At 48.5% G+C, this 17,308-nt stretch carries 13 protein-coding genes and 2 pseudogenes; 4 read left to right on the forward strand and 11 right to left on the reverse strand.

Features of this window, described 5'->3' with window-relative positions:
- Positions 1 to 26 precede the first annotated feature (26 nt).
- From porV to ribD, 3 genes are all read left to right on the forward strand, one after another.
- On the forward strand, positions 27 to 1,199 hold the full coding sequence (porV, locus tag JCM12259_RS00535) for a type IX secretion system outer membrane channel protein PorV (protein ID WP_025065004.1): 1,173 nt from the start codon (positions 27 to 29) through the stop codon (positions 1,197 to 1,199).
- Positions 1,200 to 1,308: 109 nt separating this feature from the next.
- Positions 1,309 to 1,791: a 2-C-methyl-D-erythritol 2,4-cyclodiphosphate synthase gene (gene ispF / locus JCM12259_RS00540; protein WP_025065005.1), complete on the forward strand. Its 483-nt coding sequence runs from the start codon at positions 1,309 to 1,311 to the stop codon at positions 1,789 to 1,791.
- A 36-nt stretch (positions 1,792 to 1,827) separates the two neighbouring features.
- The gene (gene ribD, locus JCM12259_RS00545) at positions 1,828 to 2,838 is read left to right on the forward strand and encodes a bifunctional diaminohydroxyphosphoribosylaminopyrimidine deaminase/5-amino-6-(5-phosphoribosylamino)uracil reductase RibD (protein ID WP_374188294.1); all 1,011 of its coding nucleotides are present in this window, start codon (positions 1,828 to 1,830) and stop codon (positions 2,836 to 2,838) included.
- Positions 2,839 to 2,840: 2 nt separating this feature from the next.
- Here ribD and JCM12259_RS00550 read toward each other — a convergent pair whose 3' ends face one another.
- The 5 genes and pseudogenes from JCM12259_RS00550 to JCM12259_RS00570 form a co-directional block, all read right to left on the reverse strand.
- On the reverse strand, positions 2,841 to 3,302 hold the full coding sequence (locus JCM12259_RS00550) for an RNase H family protein (RefSeq protein WP_025065007.1): 462 nt from the start codon (positions 3,300 to 3,302) through the stop codon (positions 2,841 to 2,843).
- 36 nt (positions 3,303 to 3,338) lie between these two features.
- Positions 3,339 to 5,158 (reverse strand): annotated as a pseudogene (gene argS / locus JCM12259_RS13000) (arginine--tRNA ligase).
- A 506-nt stretch (positions 5,159 to 5,664) separates the two neighbouring features.
- Positions 5,665 to 6,557, reverse strand: a pseudogene (locus JCM12259_RS13005) (carbohydrate kinase family protein).
- A 16-nt stretch (positions 6,558 to 6,573) separates the two neighbouring features.
- Entirely contained in the window at positions 6,574 to 7,731 is a 1,158-nt protein-coding gene (locus JCM12259_RS00565; RefSeq protein WP_025065008.1) for an MFS transporter, read from the reverse strand.
- 77 nt (positions 7,732 to 7,808) lie between these two features.
- On the reverse strand, positions 7,809 to 8,651 hold the full coding sequence (locus JCM12259_RS00570) for a glycoside hydrolase family 32 C-terminal domain-containing protein (RefSeq protein WP_025065009.1): 843 nt from the start codon (positions 8,649 to 8,651) through the stop codon (positions 7,809 to 7,811).
- Positions 8,652 to 9,116: 465 nt separating this feature from the next.
- Here JCM12259_RS00570 and gpmA point away from each other — a divergent pair, with 465 nt between their 5' ends.
- Positions 9,117 to 9,809 carry a 2,3-diphosphoglycerate-dependent phosphoglycerate mutase gene (gene gpmA, locus JCM12259_RS00575; RefSeq protein ID WP_025065010.1) on the forward strand — a complete coding sequence of 231 codons (693 nt, stop codon included), beginning with the start codon at positions 9,117 to 9,119 and terminating at the stop codon, positions 9,807 to 9,809.
- An 80-nt stretch (positions 9,810 to 9,889) separates the two neighbouring features.
- Here gpmA and pnp read toward each other — a convergent pair whose 3' ends face one another.
- The 6 genes from pnp to JCM12259_RS00605 form a co-directional block, all read right to left on the reverse strand.
- On the reverse strand, positions 9,890 to 12,280 hold the full coding sequence (gene pnp / locus JCM12259_RS00580; protein ID WP_025065011.1) for a polyribonucleotide nucleotidyltransferase: 2,391 nt from the start codon (positions 12,278 to 12,280) through the stop codon (positions 9,890 to 9,892).
- A 234-nt stretch (positions 12,281 to 12,514) separates the two neighbouring features.
- Positions 12,515 to 13,474 (reverse strand): DUF6261 family protein, encoded by a 960-nt coding sequence (locus JCM12259_RS00585; protein WP_025065012.1) that lies wholly within the window; start codon positions 13,472 to 13,474, stop codon positions 12,515 to 12,517.
- A gap of 24 nt (positions 13,475 to 13,498) precedes the next feature.
- Positions 13,499 to 13,915, reverse strand: coding sequence for a hypothetical protein (locus tag JCM12259_RS00590; RefSeq protein WP_148299524.1), 417 nt, complete (start codon positions 13,913 to 13,915; stop codon positions 13,499 to 13,501).
- 182 nt (positions 13,916 to 14,097) lie between these two features.
- The gene (locus JCM12259_RS00595; protein WP_025065014.1) at positions 14,098 to 15,747 is read right to left on the reverse strand and encodes a hypothetical protein; all 1,650 of its coding nucleotides are present in this window, start codon (positions 15,745 to 15,747) and stop codon (positions 14,098 to 14,100) included.
- Between the two features lie 27 nt (positions 15,748 to 15,774).
- The gene (locus JCM12259_RS16655; RefSeq protein WP_156409640.1) at positions 15,775 to 15,945 is read right to left on the reverse strand and encodes a hypothetical protein; all 171 of its coding nucleotides are present in this window, start codon (positions 15,943 to 15,945) and stop codon (positions 15,775 to 15,777) included.
- 442 nt (positions 15,946 to 16,387) lie between these two features.
- Complete coding sequence (locus JCM12259_RS00605; protein WP_025065015.1) at positions 16,388 to 17,245, reverse strand: enoyl-ACP reductase FabI; 858 nt, start codon at positions 17,243 to 17,245, stop codon at positions 16,388 to 16,390.
- Positions 17,246 to 17,308 lie beyond the last annotated feature (63 nt).

Here is a 17,308-nt window from a genome sequence, read left to right on the forward strand (position 1 = left end):
TCATTATTAAAATCATTGACCGAAGAATGAACAAACTGACAAGAATAGCCCTGCTCTCGCTGCTCTGTACAGCGTCGATTATAATACGGGCACAGGACAAACCGCGGATGTTCAACCCCGTTTACTATTCCGTTACCTCGCAGATGATTGCTCCGGATGCCCGTGCCGCTGGTATGGGTGATGTCGGAGCAGCCACCGATCCGGATGTAAATTCACAATATTGGAATCCCGCCAAGTACCCGTTTAACATCTCACGGGCCGGCGTTTCACTGAATTATACGCCTTGGCTGCGGCAATTGGTCACCGATATTTACCTTGCCTATCTCGCAGGCTATTATCGAATCGGCAATTATTCGGCCGTTTCAAGCTCACTAAGATACTTCTCTCTCGGCGAGGTTGAGACCAACAAGCCCGGCACAGCAGCAATGACCATACGCCCGTATGAGATGTCTTTCGATGTGGCTTACTCCATTATGCTGAGTGAGAAATTGTCGATTGCGGCCGGTGTGCGGTGGATCTATTCCGATCTGACATACAGTTACAGCGAGGAAACAAGTCTGGGATCGGCCTTTGCAGCTGATTTGGGACTCTATTACCAGACCTATCCCATGCTCGGAGCGCGTGAATGCCAGTTGGGCTTGGGCCTGAACATCTCGAATATCGGCAGCAAAATCAATATGGGTAACGATGACAACAGCGACTTTATACCCACAAACCTGCGCTTGGGAGGTGCTTTGATAATTCCCATTGACAATTACAACCGGCTCACTTTGGCTGCCGATGCTAACAAATTGCTTGTTCCCACCAAACCGAAACAGCAAGACGGCGAAACCACGCAGGCTTACCAAGACCGCCTTCAACGCGATTACTACGACGTTTCGAGCATCAGCGGCATCTTCAAGAGTTTCAGCGACGCTCCCGGAGGATTCAAAGAAGAGATGCAAGAGGTACAATGGAGCATCGGAGCAGAATATATTTACAATGACAAATTCAGTCTGCGAGCCGGCTATCACAATGAAAGCGCCAACAAAGGAGATCTTAAATACTTTACCGTCGGTGCCGGATTCAAGATGAATGTGTTCTCTTTGGATGCGGGATATGTCATTGCCACGACCAAGAGTAATCCACTCGACCAGACCCTCCGCTTCTCTCTTACCTTCGATATGGATGGTATCAAGGATCTGTTTCGGCGCAAATGAACAGGGAATTGATAGTTGATAATTAAGAATTGAGAATTCATTCAATTCCCGATTATCAATGAATACGGTTCCTAATTATCAGTTCTCAATTATTAATTTTCAATTACCAATGATTCGAGTAGGCTTTGGATACGATGTCCACCGTTTGGTAGAAGGCCGCGATTTATGGCTTGGCGGCATCAAGATAGACCACAGTTCGGGTCTGTTAGGCCACAGTGACGCCGACGTTTTGCTGCACGCCATCTGCGATGCGATGCTCGGTGCGGCCAATATGCGTGATATAGGATACCACTTTCCGGACACTTCTGCCGACACATTAAATATGGACAGCAAGGTGATTCTGCGTAAAACAGTAGCTTTGATTGCATCGAAAGGTTACCGTCTCGGCAATATCGACGCCACCGTTTGTGCCGAACGCCCCAAGCTAAATCCGCATATCCCGGCAATGCAACAATGTATTGCCGACATCATCGGCACCGATCCCGACAACGTTTCCATCAAAGCCACCACCAACGAGCACCTCGATGCCATTGGCAAAGAGGAAGGAATAGCGGCCTATGCAGTCGTGTTGATAGAGCGGATTGAGTATTGAGAATCGCTGACGGATTATTTATAATTTTGTTCTTTCATGTGTTGTGCAATGGAAAATCAAGTGAAAGTAGACGAGATGTATATGCGTCGGTGTTTGCAATTGGCGCGAAACGGACTGCTGACAGCTCGACCTAATCCGATGGTTGGGGCTGTTATCGTGAGCGATAAAGGGCGAATCATCGGCGAAGGATATCACATTCGGCCTGGCGAAGGGCACGCCGAAGTCAACGCTTTTGCGTCAGTGAGGGCCGAAGACGAGCCTTTACTGACACAATCGACCGTCTATGTGAGTCTCGAACCGTGCTCGCACTATGGCAAAACGCCGCCTTGTGCTGACCTGATTGTGCAGAAAGGTGTACGAAGAGTGGTCTGCGGGTGTGTCGATCCGTTTGCAAAAGTACAGGGAAGGGGTATTAAACGCATTCGCGAAGCAGGTATCGAGGTGACTGTCGGGGTATTGGAAAGGGAATGTTTGCAGCTCAATAGACGTTTTATAACAGTCAATACGCAACATCGTCCGTATGTCATCTTGAAGTGGGCACAGACTTCCAACGGCTTCATAGACGACAACTTACGGCCCATTGTGCTCTCGACGCCATTCACCCGAATGTTAGTTCATAAGCTGAGAGCCGAAAGCGACGCCATCCTTGTGGGCCGGATTACCGACGAAAGAGAGCATCCGCGCCTGGATGTACGCGATTGGTGGGGGCAGAATCCATTGCGTTTGGTACTTGATCACAGGCTTTTGTTGTCCGAGCTGATGGCCGATCTCTATGTGCGCGGCGTGCAATCGCTCCTCGTAGAGGGCGGTGCTGCTACGCATCGGAGTTTTATCGAGGCTGAGTTATGGGATGAAATTCGAGTAGAAACGGCATCTTTCACTGTGCAAACAGGTACAAAAGCCCCTGCGATTCCGGGTGAAGCACAACTTGAAAGTCGGCAAATCTTTTCGAATTTTGAAGTTGACAAGTTAGCAAGTAGACGAGTGAATGAGGGTGGAAGTAAGTTAATGGAAGTCAATATAATTGATGTTTATCGGCACAGATGAATTTATTTGCGACCGAAGTCGGCCGGAATCTCCCCCCATTTTTTTGTTTCCCATTTGATAATGGGCGTCTTGACGATGTGCGTTTTCAGCCATTGCTCGGCGCGGGCAATGACTGCGAAGAGCGCTTCTGTTTGTGAATCGCGCTTTAATTTGGTTTTACATTGCTTCTTCTTAACCCATAAAATGGCGTTGTAAGAGTCGCTGTAAATCACCCGATTGGTGATATTCTGCTTCTCTAAAAGGGCCAGTGCGTGGACAATTGCAAGAAATTCGCCGATGTTGTTGGTGCCTTTCACAGGACCGAAATGAAAGAGTTGCGTACCCGTTTGCAAGTCAATGCCCTGGTATTCCATCGGTCCGGGATTTCCGGAGCAGGCTGCATCCACAGCGATAGCAGCTGCCTTGACTTCCAAAGGCAATGGAAGCACGGTATCGTGGCGGGTTTCCGGTGGATTGTGCAGCATCTGTTGGTACAGTAGATAATGTGAGTTCGGGATGGCTTACATACGCTCCGGAACCTCGATTCCTAACAAACGCATACCGTTTTTGATGATTTTGCTACATTCTTTGCCAATACCAGGCGTACTATTTTCTGTTTTTCGTCCTCTGCATTGAGGATACTGTAATCGTGATAGAATTGATTGAACTCTTTCGTTAGCTCGTAACAGTAGTTCGCAATGCCGCTGGGACTGTAATCTTTACCTGCTTGCAGCACCACCGAAGCATATTCGTTCATCTTCTGAATGAGTTCAATCTCCTTGTCATTGATAGGCATATCACCGGCAAGCGACGTCGGAACAGACTGCCCTTCGGCGTCGGCCTTGCGCAGAATACTACGGATTCGGGCATAGGTATACTGAATGAACGGACCCGTATTGCCGTTGAAGTCGATGCTTTCAGCGGGATTAAACAACATATTCTTGCGTGCATCGACTTTCAAAATGAAATATTTCAGGGCGCCGAGACCCACGATTCGGGCAATGTTATTGCGCTCTTCATCGCTCATATCGGCAAATTTTCCTAACTCTTCGCTCGTCTTCCGTGCATCGGAAATCATCTCTTCAATCAGCTCATCGGCATCAACTACAGTGCCTTCGCGGCTTTTCATTTTGCCGTTGGGTAGTTCCACCATTCCGTAAGAGAAGTGAACGAGGTCTTTTCCCCACTCGAATCCAAAGCGGTCTAACAGCAAAGAGAGTACCTGGAAATGGTAATTCTGCTCGTTTCCGACGACATAAATCATCTTATGAAGTGCCGGATAGTCTTTGAAACGTAAAGCTGCCGTACCGATATCTTGCGTCATATAGACGCTCGTTCCATCCGAACGGAGAAGCAATTTTTGGTCTAATCCGTCGCCGGTAAGGTCTGCCCAGACGCTGTTGTCGGCTTTTCGGAAGAAGAGTCCTTGCTTTAAGCCCTCTTCTACCTTTGCTTTCCCGACAAGATACGTGTCCGATTCGTAGTAGATTTTATCGAAACCGACGCCCAAAGCCTTGTAAGTCTCGTCGAAACCGGCATAAACCCAGTCGTTCATCCGCTTCCAGAGAGCCCGTACTTCGGGGTCGCCCTGCTCCCATTTCACCAACATTTCGTGGGCTTCTTTCATCAGCGGCGCTTCCTCTTTGGCTTTTGTTTCGGCCGCTTCTTCGGTCATTCCCTCGCCGATGAATTGTTTTTTGAGTTGCGAAATCTCATCACGGTAATGCTGATCAAAGGCCACATAATAGTCGCCTATCAGATGATCGCCTTTCTTTCCGCTCGTTTCGGGCGTCTCGCCGTTGCCCCATTTCAGCCACGCCAACATTGATTTGCAGATGTGGATACCGCGATCGTTCACGATATTGGTCTTGATTACGCGATTGCCATTGGCCTGCATAATCTGCGAAAGGGCCCAACCCAAAAGGTTGTTACGCACGTGTCCCAGGTGCAAGGGCTTGTTGGTGTTGGGCGAAGAATATTCAACCATTACGAGCGGAGATGCTTCCGTAACAGGCTTTTCACCGAAATGGTCATCCGAATGGATGTCATTCAGCAAACTGATCCACGCTTCCGCTGCGATGACAAGATTCAGGAAGCCTTTCACCACATTGAAATCGGCCACGGCCTCACAGTGTTTGGCTATGTATTCGCCGATTTCCTGTGCTGTGTCTTCGGGTTTTTTACGCGATATTTTGAGGAAAGGGAACACCACAAGTGTGTAGTTTCCCTCGAAAGTTGACTTCGTTTTCTGCAACTGAACCATTGCTTCCGTCACCTCTTGTGCGTATAATTCCTTCACGGCTGCTATCACAGCGCGGCTTATCTGATTCTCGATTTTCATACCGTTCATTATCCGATAAAATGTGGTTTATGGTCTGCAAAGTTACGCATTTTCGTTAAGAGTAGGAGATTTGATGTCGGGAAATTTTGATATGGAGCTTTGTTAATTGAGAATTTAGTTACCGAGTGATTTCGGATAGAAAGCAAATGAGATTTCAATCAACCGTTTGTTGCACCGCAACTAATAGTTAAACGCACGCTAACCAACCGTTAATCGCAAGGCAACTAATGGTTGGTTATGTGGGAGAATATATCTCAGTGTGAATGAGATCATTGTGAATGTTTGTCTTATGAATGGGAATTTCTCAATTCTCAATCGGCCATTTGATAAATCAAGGACGGGGGAATGGGTTCTCGATAGGTATAAAGGCTGGTGCCCATTCGCGCCCGATCCTTGCCCCCTGACGCGCAAAGCGCCAAGGTTTTGGTCTTGATGTTATCCTCATCGCTCCTTTTTCACCAGCCTTTTTGCACATGCGAAAGGAGCGTATGCAATCTATGGGGATGTCAACGGATGCATAAATGCGCCGGCAAAGGCGGCATGGCACCGTTTTGCGTACACACGAATGCGCTGACCTCAACGGCCAAACGATGTGCTTCAGCTACTGGTTCGCCTTTCAACACAGCCGTACAGAAAGCTGCAGTGAATGAATCGCCGGCACCGACAGTATCTGCTACGTCCACTTTGGGTGTCTCTCGAAACGACATTGTACCCGGAGTGAAAACATAACTACCGTTGATTCCGCAGGTGAGCACGAGCATGTCGAGATCGTATTTGCCAAAATGAGCCAGCATTTATCCTGAATGTCCAGCCCGGGATAGCCATACATCCGGCCGATTGCAACCAGTTCTTCGTCGTTTATTTTGAGAACGTTGCACAGTTTTAATGATTCCTGAATGATTTCTTTGGTGTAAAAGGTCTGTCTTAAATTAATATCGAAGATTCGGAGACAATCGCTTGGTGTTGCTTTAATTAATTGATAGATTGTGTTTCGCGATACAACGTTGCGTTGGGCGAGTGATCCCCAGCAGATAGCACGGGCATTTTGGGCCACGGCCAACATCTCGTCGGTGAGCGGAATATTGTCCCACGCCACGTTTTCACGTATGTCATAAGTGGGAACTCCTTCATTATCAAGTGTCACTTGCACCGTTCCTGTGGGATAAGGAACGTGTGGCATGATGTATCGAAGCTCTTTTGCGTCAAGCTGTTTGATGGTTTCTTCGGCCAGTTTGTCCTCACCGAGCGCGCTGATAGCAATAGATCGCTCGCCGAATTGGCCAATGTGATAGGCGAAATTGGCTGGTGCGCCGCCCAGTTTTTTGCCTTCGGGCAGCACGTCCCACAGTGCTTCGCCCACGCCGATGATGTATCGGACCTGTTGATTGTTTGTTTCCATTGTCGTATGTTGTTGATTAATGTTTCACTTGCGGTATGTAAGTCAGCAGATAAATCACGCCAACGGCCATCACCAAAACGGCTCCTGCCTGGTGGAAAGCATCTGAGGCGAATCCCATCAAGAGCGGAAATATCGTGCCGCCGAATAGTCCCATGATCATCAATCCCGATACTTCGTTCTTGCGATTGGGTTCAGATAGCAGCGCTTGTGCATACACCAAGGAGAAGATATTTGAATTGCCGTAACCCACGAGAGCAATAGCAGTGTAGAGAACGAGCCTTGTTGTGCCTGCAAACAGCCCGCACATCGCGAGTGCCATCATAGCAACGCTGATGATAAAGAACACGCGATTGCTGATCACTCGTAGGAAAAAGGATCCTGTGAGACAGCCGATCGTTCGGAAAATAAAATAAAGGCTGGTGGCAAAAGCGGCCTCGTTGAGGGTTATTCCGAAGCGTTCCATCAGGATCTTAGGGGCTGTTGTGTTGGTGCCCACATCGATTCCGACATGGCACATGATGCCGATGAACGACAGCAAGATGACTGGCCGGCCCAGAAGTCGGATGCAATCGACAAAAGACGAAGCACCCTCGTCGTGCTGTTCTTCCTCAATAGGCGTGGCGCAAAGCAATAGTGTGGCTGCCACACCGATCAATGTATAAATCAAAAAGAGCACGCGCCATTGCAGACCGAATGTGGGCAACGATGCCGTTGCGCCCCACATTGCGATGTAAGGAGCCGAAAATGAGGCGATGGCTTTGATGAATTGCCCGAAAGTGAGTGTGCTGGCGAGGTTTCCTCCACGTATCACAGTGGCCACAAGCGGGTTGAGTGATGTCTGCATCAGCGCATTCCCGATGCCCAAAAGCGAGAAAGAGATGAGCATCAGCAGATAAGTCTCGCCGAAGAAAGGCAGTATCAGCGATGCGATTGTCATGACCAGACTGAGCAGCACAGTGTTTTTCCGTCCGATTTTATTCATCAGTATCCCGGTGGGAACAGAGAAGATCAGGAACCAAAAAAACACTAACGAGGGGAAAACATTGGCTGTCGCGTCTGTCAAATGCAGATCGTTTTTGACGTAGTTGGATGCAATGCCCACGAGATCGACGAATCCCATGGCAAAGAAACACAGCATCAAGGGGATGAGTTGAGTGATATTTTTCTTATCCATAGCTTGTTGTTTGGTTATGAGCGAATGTTACAGTTTTTTGCAGTGAATCATTTTCGGTAGATGATTAACGGTTAGTCTCACAGCGAAAGACGGTTAACCGTCATGTGATTAACGGTTGCTTGTCCGCCCACGGTATATAACCTGGCCGAAGTGTAGGGTGCGGTGGGGAACACGAGATTGGTCATGGCGATGCGACCACCATCTACAAAGATTTCCACAGAGCATTTGCCAACGAAGATGTCGAGGTGATAGGTGGTGCCATTGCATAGACTGAGCGGTGCCCACGTGTCCAAGGCAAAATCATTTTTATAGTTCTCGGCATAGCGTTTCGTGATGGCTGCCTTGTAAATCTGCGTGCGATCCTGATACTGCGAAGACTTGATCTTGAACGTACCGGGGTCGAAATCCTGATAGATGTTGCCCGAGTAATACCATCCTTGACCCAGACTGCCGTTCAGATTGAGCGAAATCTCTTGCAAACCGAAGTGATTGGTCTTATAATTCAGCAGTCCGTTAAACCCCTCTTGTCCCAATCTTGTAAACGAATTGACGGCATAACCGATATTACCTGTTGTGATAGCGGTCTCCGATATTTTGAGTAATCCCTGATGACTGAGGCTTGCATCGCCGCGCCAAATTGTGTTGACGCTGTGCGGATTGGTGGCATAGGTCACCGGCAAACCGTTTTCCAAGACGTTGACATCTGCTGATGGCAGACCGATTTGAATCTCGCGCGGTCCGTTTGCACTTGCCGCGTTGAGCATCACGTTACGATTGTTCTCCTCCTTATTGGTTTGCGAACTCTCTTTCTTTGATTTCTGTGCTCCTGCATTGCTTTGCGCGTGAGCAACACCAATGAACAACAGCGAAACAAGCGTCGCTGTCTGCCATCTTCCGAGGTGTAGATTGAAATGCGTCATAGCCGTATGCTTAGATGTAATAGACAGTAGATTTCCGCTGCGAATATAGCAAAATCGTTTCTAAACAAATATCAAAAATCGTTCAAAGTCTATCACATTTGTTGCACTGCAACATTTTTGTGAGCACTCGAACGATATATCGCATGGGGCAAATCGGTGTTGGCGATCGTGCATTTGATGTTGTTTGCAGACAAGTTCGTATTCGATGACAAATCAATAAGATAGAATACTTTTGGCAACAAGCGATTGGCCCTTTTTTCATTAACGCTTAGTTGTATGGTAATTCACTGTTAATTGCACACCGATTAAGCGTTAGTTGCAGCGTGATTAACGGTTAGTTGGCCTCCCCTTCACTTCTCCGTGGCTTCTAATACCATCATTTTTAGGTATTGCAAACGTCGAAGAGAATCGTTAACTTTGCGCGCAAAGTATATTAAACAATAATCAACATAATCATTCAAACGTATGAAAAGATTAGTAATTGTCCGCCACGGAGAGAGCGAGTGGAATCAGAAGAACCTCTTTACAGGCTGGGTTGACGTGGAATTATCCGATAAAGGACGTGCCGAAGCAAAGCGAGCTGGACAGGCATTGCGCAATGCCGGCATTGACTTTGACATCTGTTTCACCTCTTATCTGCGTCGCGCCATCAACACGCAACAGATCATTCTCAAAGAAATGGACCGCGAATGGCTGCCGGTTTATAAGTCGTTTAAACTCAACGAACGGCATTACGGTGCTCTGTCGGGACTGAACAAAAAAGAAACGGCAGAGAAATACGGCGAAGAACAGGTGCATATCTGGCGCCGGAGTTTTGATGTGAGACCGCCGAAGATGGAAGATGACAATCCTTATAACTCACGCAAAAATCCCGCTTATCGTGATGTGCCGGCCCAGGAGGTGCCGATGTGCGAGAGTTTGAAGGACACCATCGCTCGCACAGTGCCCTATTTCGAACAAGAAATCAAACCGCTCGTGATGGCCGGTAAGCGTGTGATGATTGCTGCTCACGGCAATTCGCTTCGCTCGCTCATCAAATATTTCGAGCATATTTCGGATGAAGAGATCGTCAATGTGGAGATTCCCACGGGCACGCCGTTGGTGTATGAGTTTGACGACAATTTCAATGTGATAAAGAAATATTATCTGGATAAATAGAAAACAACATTCAACAGCTACAAAAAAAGACCCGCATTCTCCACCGGAATGCGGGTCTTTTGGGTTTTGATTCGCTTGACTTAGAGATCAAACTCGCTGTTATGGTCTAAGCTGTCGTTGAAGTCTCGCGGTTCACGTTCTGTCATCGGGTCATGAAATTCGCGGTCTTCGCGATCCTCACGATGCTCGAAACGGCGTGGCTGACGGTCGTTATTGAATGAGCGTCGATCGTTATGGTCGCTGTGTTCACGGCGTGGTTGGCGGTCGTTTCCACCCTGGCGGCGGTCTCCTCTGTCGCCCGACTCACGCCGAGGACGACGTTCCCGCTCGACATATCCTTCCGGTTTGGGCATCAACACACGGTGAGAGAGTTTGTATTTACCTGTCTTCGGATCGATATCAAGCAGTTTCACCTGAATCTTGTCACCCTCTTTGATACCGGCTTCTTCTACGCTTTCGAGGCGTTTCCAATCTATTTCGGAGATGTGAAGCAGTCCGTCCTTGCCCGGCATAATCTCAACGAAACAGCCGTAAGGCATTATCGAGCGTACGGTTCCATCGTAAACCTCTCCTACTTCGGGGATGGCCACGATGGATTTAATCTTGGCAATGGCAGCGTCTATGCTCTCCTTGTTGGGTGCACTGACCTGAACCGTACCCTTACCGTCCACTTCATCAATGGTGATTGTGGCTCCGGTTTCTTCCTGCATCTGCTGAATAATCTTGCCACCAGGGCCGATCACGGCACCGATAAACTCTTTGGGAATATCGAATTGTTCAATTCTCGGCACCTGAGGTTTGAGTTCTGCGCGTGGTTCTGCAATCGTTTCAGTCAGCTTCCCGAGGATATGCTCACGGCCAGCTTTGGCTTGCATCAATGCTTCTTCAATGATTTCAAAGCTCAATCCGTCGCATTTGATGTCCATTTGCGTAGCTGTTAGACCGTCTTTTGTACCCGTTGTCTTGAAGTCCATATCGCCTAAGTGATCCTCATCACCCAATATATCGCTCAGGATTGCATATTTGTCTTCGCCCGAATTCTTGATAAGTCCCATCGCAATACCGCTTACCGGTTTCTTCATTGGCACACCGGCATCCATCAAAGCCAATGTACCCGCACAGACGGTAGCCATTGACGACGAACCATTACTTTCTAAAATCTGACTCACCAAGCGCACCGTATAAGGAAATTCTGCGGGAATCTGGCCTTTCAAACCGCGCCAAGCTAAGTGTCCATGACCGATTTCGCGACGTCCGACACCGCGTTGTGCCTTAGCTTCTCCTGTGCAGAAGGGTGGGAAATTGTAGTGAAGTAGAAACCGCTGATAGCTTTTGTCGAGCACATCGTCAATCAGTTTCTCATCAAGTTTGGTTCCGAGCGTACACGTCGAGAGGCTCTGCGTTTCGCCGCGAGTGAAAATCGCACTGCCGTGAGGCATCGGAAGCGGACTAACTTCGCACCAGATAGGACGGATCTCATCCGTTTTTCGACCGTCGAGACGCTTGCCCTCGTCAAGAATACATCTCCGCATCGCATCGCGCAGCACATCATCATAATAGCGTGCAGCCTCAGCGTGCTTCTCTTCAAGGTCATCGGCAGAGAGATCCGTATGTGCTGCGTCATACTTTTCAAGAAAATCGGCAATGATTTGATCAAAGGCGTCGTGCCGTTCTTGTTTAGGCAACGCCTGTTTCGTTATGTCGTAAACGGGCTGATAAAGCTCATCGGCGATCTGTTTGCGCAGTTCTTCGTCGTTGATCTCGTGATCATACGTCCGCTTGACGTCCTTACCCAACTCCTTGGAAAGAGCCGTCTGCAATTCGCACATCGGCTTGATAGCATCCATTGCGGCTTTCAAGGCACCGATCATATCTTGCTCCGAAACTTCTTTCATCTCTCCTTCGACCATCATAATATTCTCGGCCGAAGCACCGACCATAATATCCATATCCGCATCTTCCATCTGTTCGAAAGTAGGATTGATGACATACTCGCCGTTGATACGAGCTACACGAACTTCGGAAATAGGACATTCAAAAGGTATATCTGATACGGCCATCGCGGCGGAAGCAGCGAAACCCGCAAGGGCATCAGGTTGATCGACACCGTCGGCCGATAAAAGCATCACGTTGACAAATACTTCTGCGTGGTAGTTTGATGGGAAAAGCGGCCGCAAAACGCGGTCAACCAGCCGAGAAGTCAATATCTCGTTGTCGCCGGCTTTGCCTTCGCGCTTGGTGAATCCGCCAGGGAAACGTCCTGCTGCGGCGTATTGCTCGCGGTAATCAACCTGCAAAGGCATAAAGTCTGTGCCGGGAACTGCATCCTTTGCTGCACAAACAGTTGCGAGCAGTACGGTGTTTCCCATTCTCAGGACAACTGAACCGTCGGTCTGTTTTGCAACTTTCCCGGTCTCAATGCTGATAGTTCTGCCATCAGGCAATTGAACTGTTTTCGTAATTACGTTCATCTAAAATCTTATTGTTTTGACTAACATCTAAAAATAATTCGGACAAAGGTAGTCAATTTCGGGTGAACGAAAGAAGGAAACCGGGATTATTTTATAAAATTAAATGTTTCATTGCCCCCATTCATCAAACCACCAACAACCAGCAAAGCAAAAGGGTGAAAAGAAGCTCTCCAGCCATCTTTTCACCCTTCCCGCTTTTCCCCGGTCTAATTCACTCTTTCACTTTTCCCCGGCCTAACTCGCCTTCTCCACCTTCACCAGCTTCCCATCCTCGACCTTCACCCAAAGCGAGTCGCCGCTGGCGGATTTCAGTTCATAGAGTTTTGTGCCATCTTCGCCCTTGGCCGTTTTGCCGGTGAGCGAAAGCGTGCCGGGGGCGAAGCCATTCTCCTGTTCAAAGGCTGGGAGCAATTTTTCCACTGTCTTCTTGCTGCCCGAGGGCTTTTTCTCGCCGTCTTTTCTCTTCTTCTGCGCCGTGCTTTCATTGTAACTGGTCTTCGACTCGTTGATAATGCGATTCAGTTTGTCGATGAGATCAGAAGCGATCTTGCGATCAGCATCATTGGCAGCCATCATATAGGCCACCTCGATATGACGAAAAATAGCAGCTATCGTTTGATCGTTCTTCTTGCGAATGGCAGCCCCTGTGGGCAACATGTCGGCGGCCTTCACCTGTGCACGCTGTGTGCGGATGACGTCAAACTCGCTGTTGGCCTTGCGCAATAAATTAATAAGCGGAGCAAGAGCAAGCGCATTGACATTGACCAAGGCGGCAGGTTTAGCCAAATCCGTCAGCAGTCCGGTGATATGGGCCGTTTCCTCGGCCAGCGTCTCCCGTTGCAACCCGGCATACGTGTCTACAATGAGTTTGAGCTTGCGACCGGCTTCTGCACGAGTCGGAATGGGCGATTTAGCAGCCTGCCGAATCTCTTCAAAGATGGCCGTAACGAGACGATCGCGCTCCTGGTCCTTTTGCGCGAGTCGCGCCGTCTCTTCCGAGGCCGTCGTCTCTCGGGCCACCTCACTCTCTGTGTCGATACCCGTCTTCCACAGGGCGATGTCGGCGGCTTCCAGGAGAATCTTGGCCGGTGCAGTCTTCGAGATCATGTTGTAAAACCGAATTTGCAAGTCGGCATGCAGGCCGAGTGAGAATTTCGAACTCAATGTTTTGTTGATTTGCTTAATAGGTTTCATGTTGCTTGTTATTTTATGGTGAAATCAATAGTTTGGCCCCGTCGGAAATTCTTTTTGGTCCGTGCAGCGGTGCGCGGCCCCGTCGGAAATTCTTTTTGGTCCATGCAGCGGTGCACGGCCCCGTCGGAGATTCTTTTTGGCCCATGCAGCAGGTGCGTGGCCCCACCGGAGATTCTTTTTGGTCCATGCAGCGGTGCACGGCCCCATCGGAGATTCTTTTTGGCCCATGCAGTAGGTGCGCGGCCCCGTCGTGAGGTCTTTTTGCGACTGCACGAACAGCTCGTCTTCCTTTTCCAGCGCCTTTTTCAGTGCCTTCAACTCCTCCGTCGCCTTCGTTTTCAGGGCGTCGCAGGCCTCGGCGCGACCCACCGCCGTGCGCACAAACAGAATGTGCGCCGCATTGGTAAGGTGCAAGATGTTAATTTTCTGAATCTGTTTCATAATCATTTATTACTTTGAGGTTAAAAACTGCTTTCTTACTGAAAAAGGGGGGAAACCTTCAGGTTTTTCCTAATTCCCATTCGGGAATGGCCATAACCTGCAAGTTTTTCTCAATTTCCGCTCGGGAAAGGGCTGTAACCTGTAGGTTTTCCTCATTTTCCATTTGGAATGGATGTATTGAATTAATATTTGACGAAGGGACGGACGAGGCCAGGGTTAGCCTTGTAAGTAGTATTCCAAGGCATACCTACCATACCTAGGTTGACGCAATAGGCTCCGTTATAGTGGTACTCAGTACTCGTCCAGTAAGACTTAAAACCTGTCGTAAAAATCGAGGTGCCTCCCACTTGAGTAAAAGCGACATCAACTAGATTTTGATAATAACCGTAAGCTTTATAAATCCAAGTTATCTTATTACCAAAGCCCAAAACGACGATTGGCAACAGAAAATCGTTGGCCGATGGCAAGTACCATTGCAGCGCTGGTGAACCGGTATAGGCTACGCCTGGATTATAGTCGGCGGCGGCTTTAAAGGCGAGAAAGTCGGGATTCTGGCCCTTTACCTTATTGCCGGTTACAATGCTGGTTGAATAACTTGGATCCCATGTCTCATCTACACCACTGGTTGTCTGACTGGTAAATGCGTCTTCAGGCATAATAGGCACCATATGCGTGTTGGTTTGCAAGTACCAATATGCATTGTCGGTATTATTGCACCACCGCATCATTGCTCCACTATTAGCTTCGTTCAGGGCAATGGCTATATGGTTATCTTGGTCTACTACCAGAGCGATGGGCGTTTTTGCTGTTGCTGCAGGGGCGCCGCCGAAAGTGGTGTCTTTGAAATGGCCGGTGGTGCCGTCGCTCATCAGGTAAGTATAGCTGGGTTTGAGTTTGATTTTGACAAGGTACGATTTATTCGATTGCATCGAGAGGGCGAAGTTCAGCTTTTGTGCAGCGGTGAGAGACTTCCAAAATACGATACCGGCCGAGAAACTAAGTTTCAGGTTAGAAGCCTCGGTGCCAGGCAGAAAATAATGGTAATCGGCGCTTGTGGAAGTATACGCATAATCCTGGCCAAAGTTTGAAGCCGAGTACATGGCTCCGGTGCTGGCCGGCGAATTGCAGGTAGAAGGAGTGATGGCTCCATTGGTGGCCGTATAAACTTTTGTTGTCGGATTGTAGGCTATGCTGGCAGGTACAACGTTGGCGGCAGTCTGCTCGAGCGTGGCCGTGATGGCGTTGGGGATGTGCTTCTGGCAGACGAATTGGGTGCGCAGGCGGGCACCGACGTGCTTCATCGTAAATGTGACTTGTTGGTCAGGCTCCTGGTTGATGCTCTCGGCATTTGCTATTCCGATCATCGCCGTTGCAGCTTTGTCGCGTGCAACGGTCAACTCGTTGCCCGAGGGAACCACGTCGTCGTTGAAGGCAACGAAGTCGTAAGTGCCGTGAGCTAATTTTATGCTGCCCTTATTCGCTACATCGGGCGTAAAAGTTCCGCCGTTAAACGTGCCGCTCATTTCGCCTTTCAGCGTACCGGCTTGATAGGCACGGATGGTGTAGTGGCCATTGGCGGGCGTTTGGGTGCCGCGCGTTTTAGCTACCGGTTCGCTCTCTACACTAATTTCGGCTTCGCAGTCGCCTAAATCTACGATTTGTGGCTTGGCTGTTTCTGCCGTTCTTGTCAGCGTTTCGTCTTCGCCAAAGTCTTCGTTGGTAAAGCTGAATTGTACCGTTTGCGTCGGCTCTTTCTGTTCGTTATTCTCGTCATTGCTGCAACTCGCTGTCAATAGCAACAGCGCTGCGCTTAAAAATAGAAATTTCTTCATTGTTTTCTTAATGTTTTTAATTGCTGATTACTCAAATTCATACTCTCCTCCGTCGACATCCTCGTCCGGATCCCAATCCTCTTGCTGTGAACCTGGGTGCGGGCGCACCGACGTGCAAATAAATCGCTCTGTCGCCGCTTCGACGACATGGCATTCGGGCTTCAGATAAGCCGTTAAACTCTCTACTTGTTTCTTCATTATTTCATGTTGTTTTGAGTGAAAAATTCGTGAAGTTTTCCCCCTTGCTCGGTTGGCAAAAGGGCATGAAAAAGAGAACAAAGGGAACTCCGAGAAGCCCTTTGTTTATTGGGGATTAGCTCACGCCTTACGCGCGCGCGTAGGGTGAGACGTGAAAGGCGTCTATGCCAGGTAAGATGTGTGTGTGTGTGTTAAGACTTTTTCCGAGATATGCAAATATAAAGCGTTAAAAGATGCAAGAGAAACGGAGTCCTTTTGCATCGCGTTACGACTGTTTATATTTGCTTTTGTTGTCATATTCTTATTTGTTCAGACCCCCATCCCCCTAACTTAGGGGGCGGAAGAGGCTAAGCCGGGGGCAAAGGTAAGGAAAGAATCTTAAATGGGCAAATGTTTTCCGAGAAAAGTGGAAAAGGCGGGGGTGAGACTGTTCGGAAATGGATCAGCCGTAAATGATTTTTCCGGATTCGTCTTTATAGGCATCCAGATCTTTACTGTACTGATTCATGGCTCGAAGGCTCATTCCCATATTCGAGAAACCACCGTCGTGGAACAGCGTTTGCATCGTAACCTTACGCGTCAAATCGCTGAACAGCGTTACGCAATAGTCTGCACAGTCGTCTGCCGAGGCGTTACCTAACGGCGACATCTTATCTGCAAAGTCCATCATACTATCTATATCCTTGATTCCTTTGCCTGCTGTCGTGGGCGTGGGAGACTGCGAAACGGTGTTGATTCGCACGCTTTTCTCACGACCGTAGATGTAACCGAAACTGCGGGCAATGCTCTCCAAGAGGCTCTTTGCATCCGCCATATCGTTGTATCCGAAGAAAGTGCGGTGCGAAGCAATGTAAGTCAGCGCCACAACAGAGCCGTATTCGGCAATGGCATCCGTCTTTTTGGCCGCTTGCAACATCTTATGAAATGAGATGGCAGATATATCTAACGTCTTGTTCAGCCAGTTATAATCAAGGTCATCGTATGTTCTGTGCTTCCGAACGTTAGGACTCATCCCGATGGAATGTAGTACAAAGTCGACTTTTCCGCCCAAAACGTCCTGCGCTTTGACGAAAACGTTCTCCAAATCATCATAGTTCGTGGCGTCGGCAGCGATAATCGGTGCATTGATCTTATCTGAAAGCTCGTTCAACTCGCCCATTCGGAGCGCCATTTCAGTGTTACTCAAAACAATCTTGGCACCTTCTTCGGCACAGCGTTCAGCTACTTTCCAGGCGATAGACATATTGTTCAATGCGCCGAAGATGATACCTCTTTTACCTTTTAATAAATTGTAAGCCATAATCTTCTTATATATTATCCGCTGCAAAATTACCTTTTTTATGGCGAAATACCAAAAAAGAGG

This window comes from Hoylesella enoeca JCM 12259, assembly GCF_000613405.1.
GTDB classification, from domain to species: Bacteria; Bacteroidota; Bacteroidia; order Bacteroidales; family Bacteroidaceae; genus Prevotella; species Prevotella enoeca.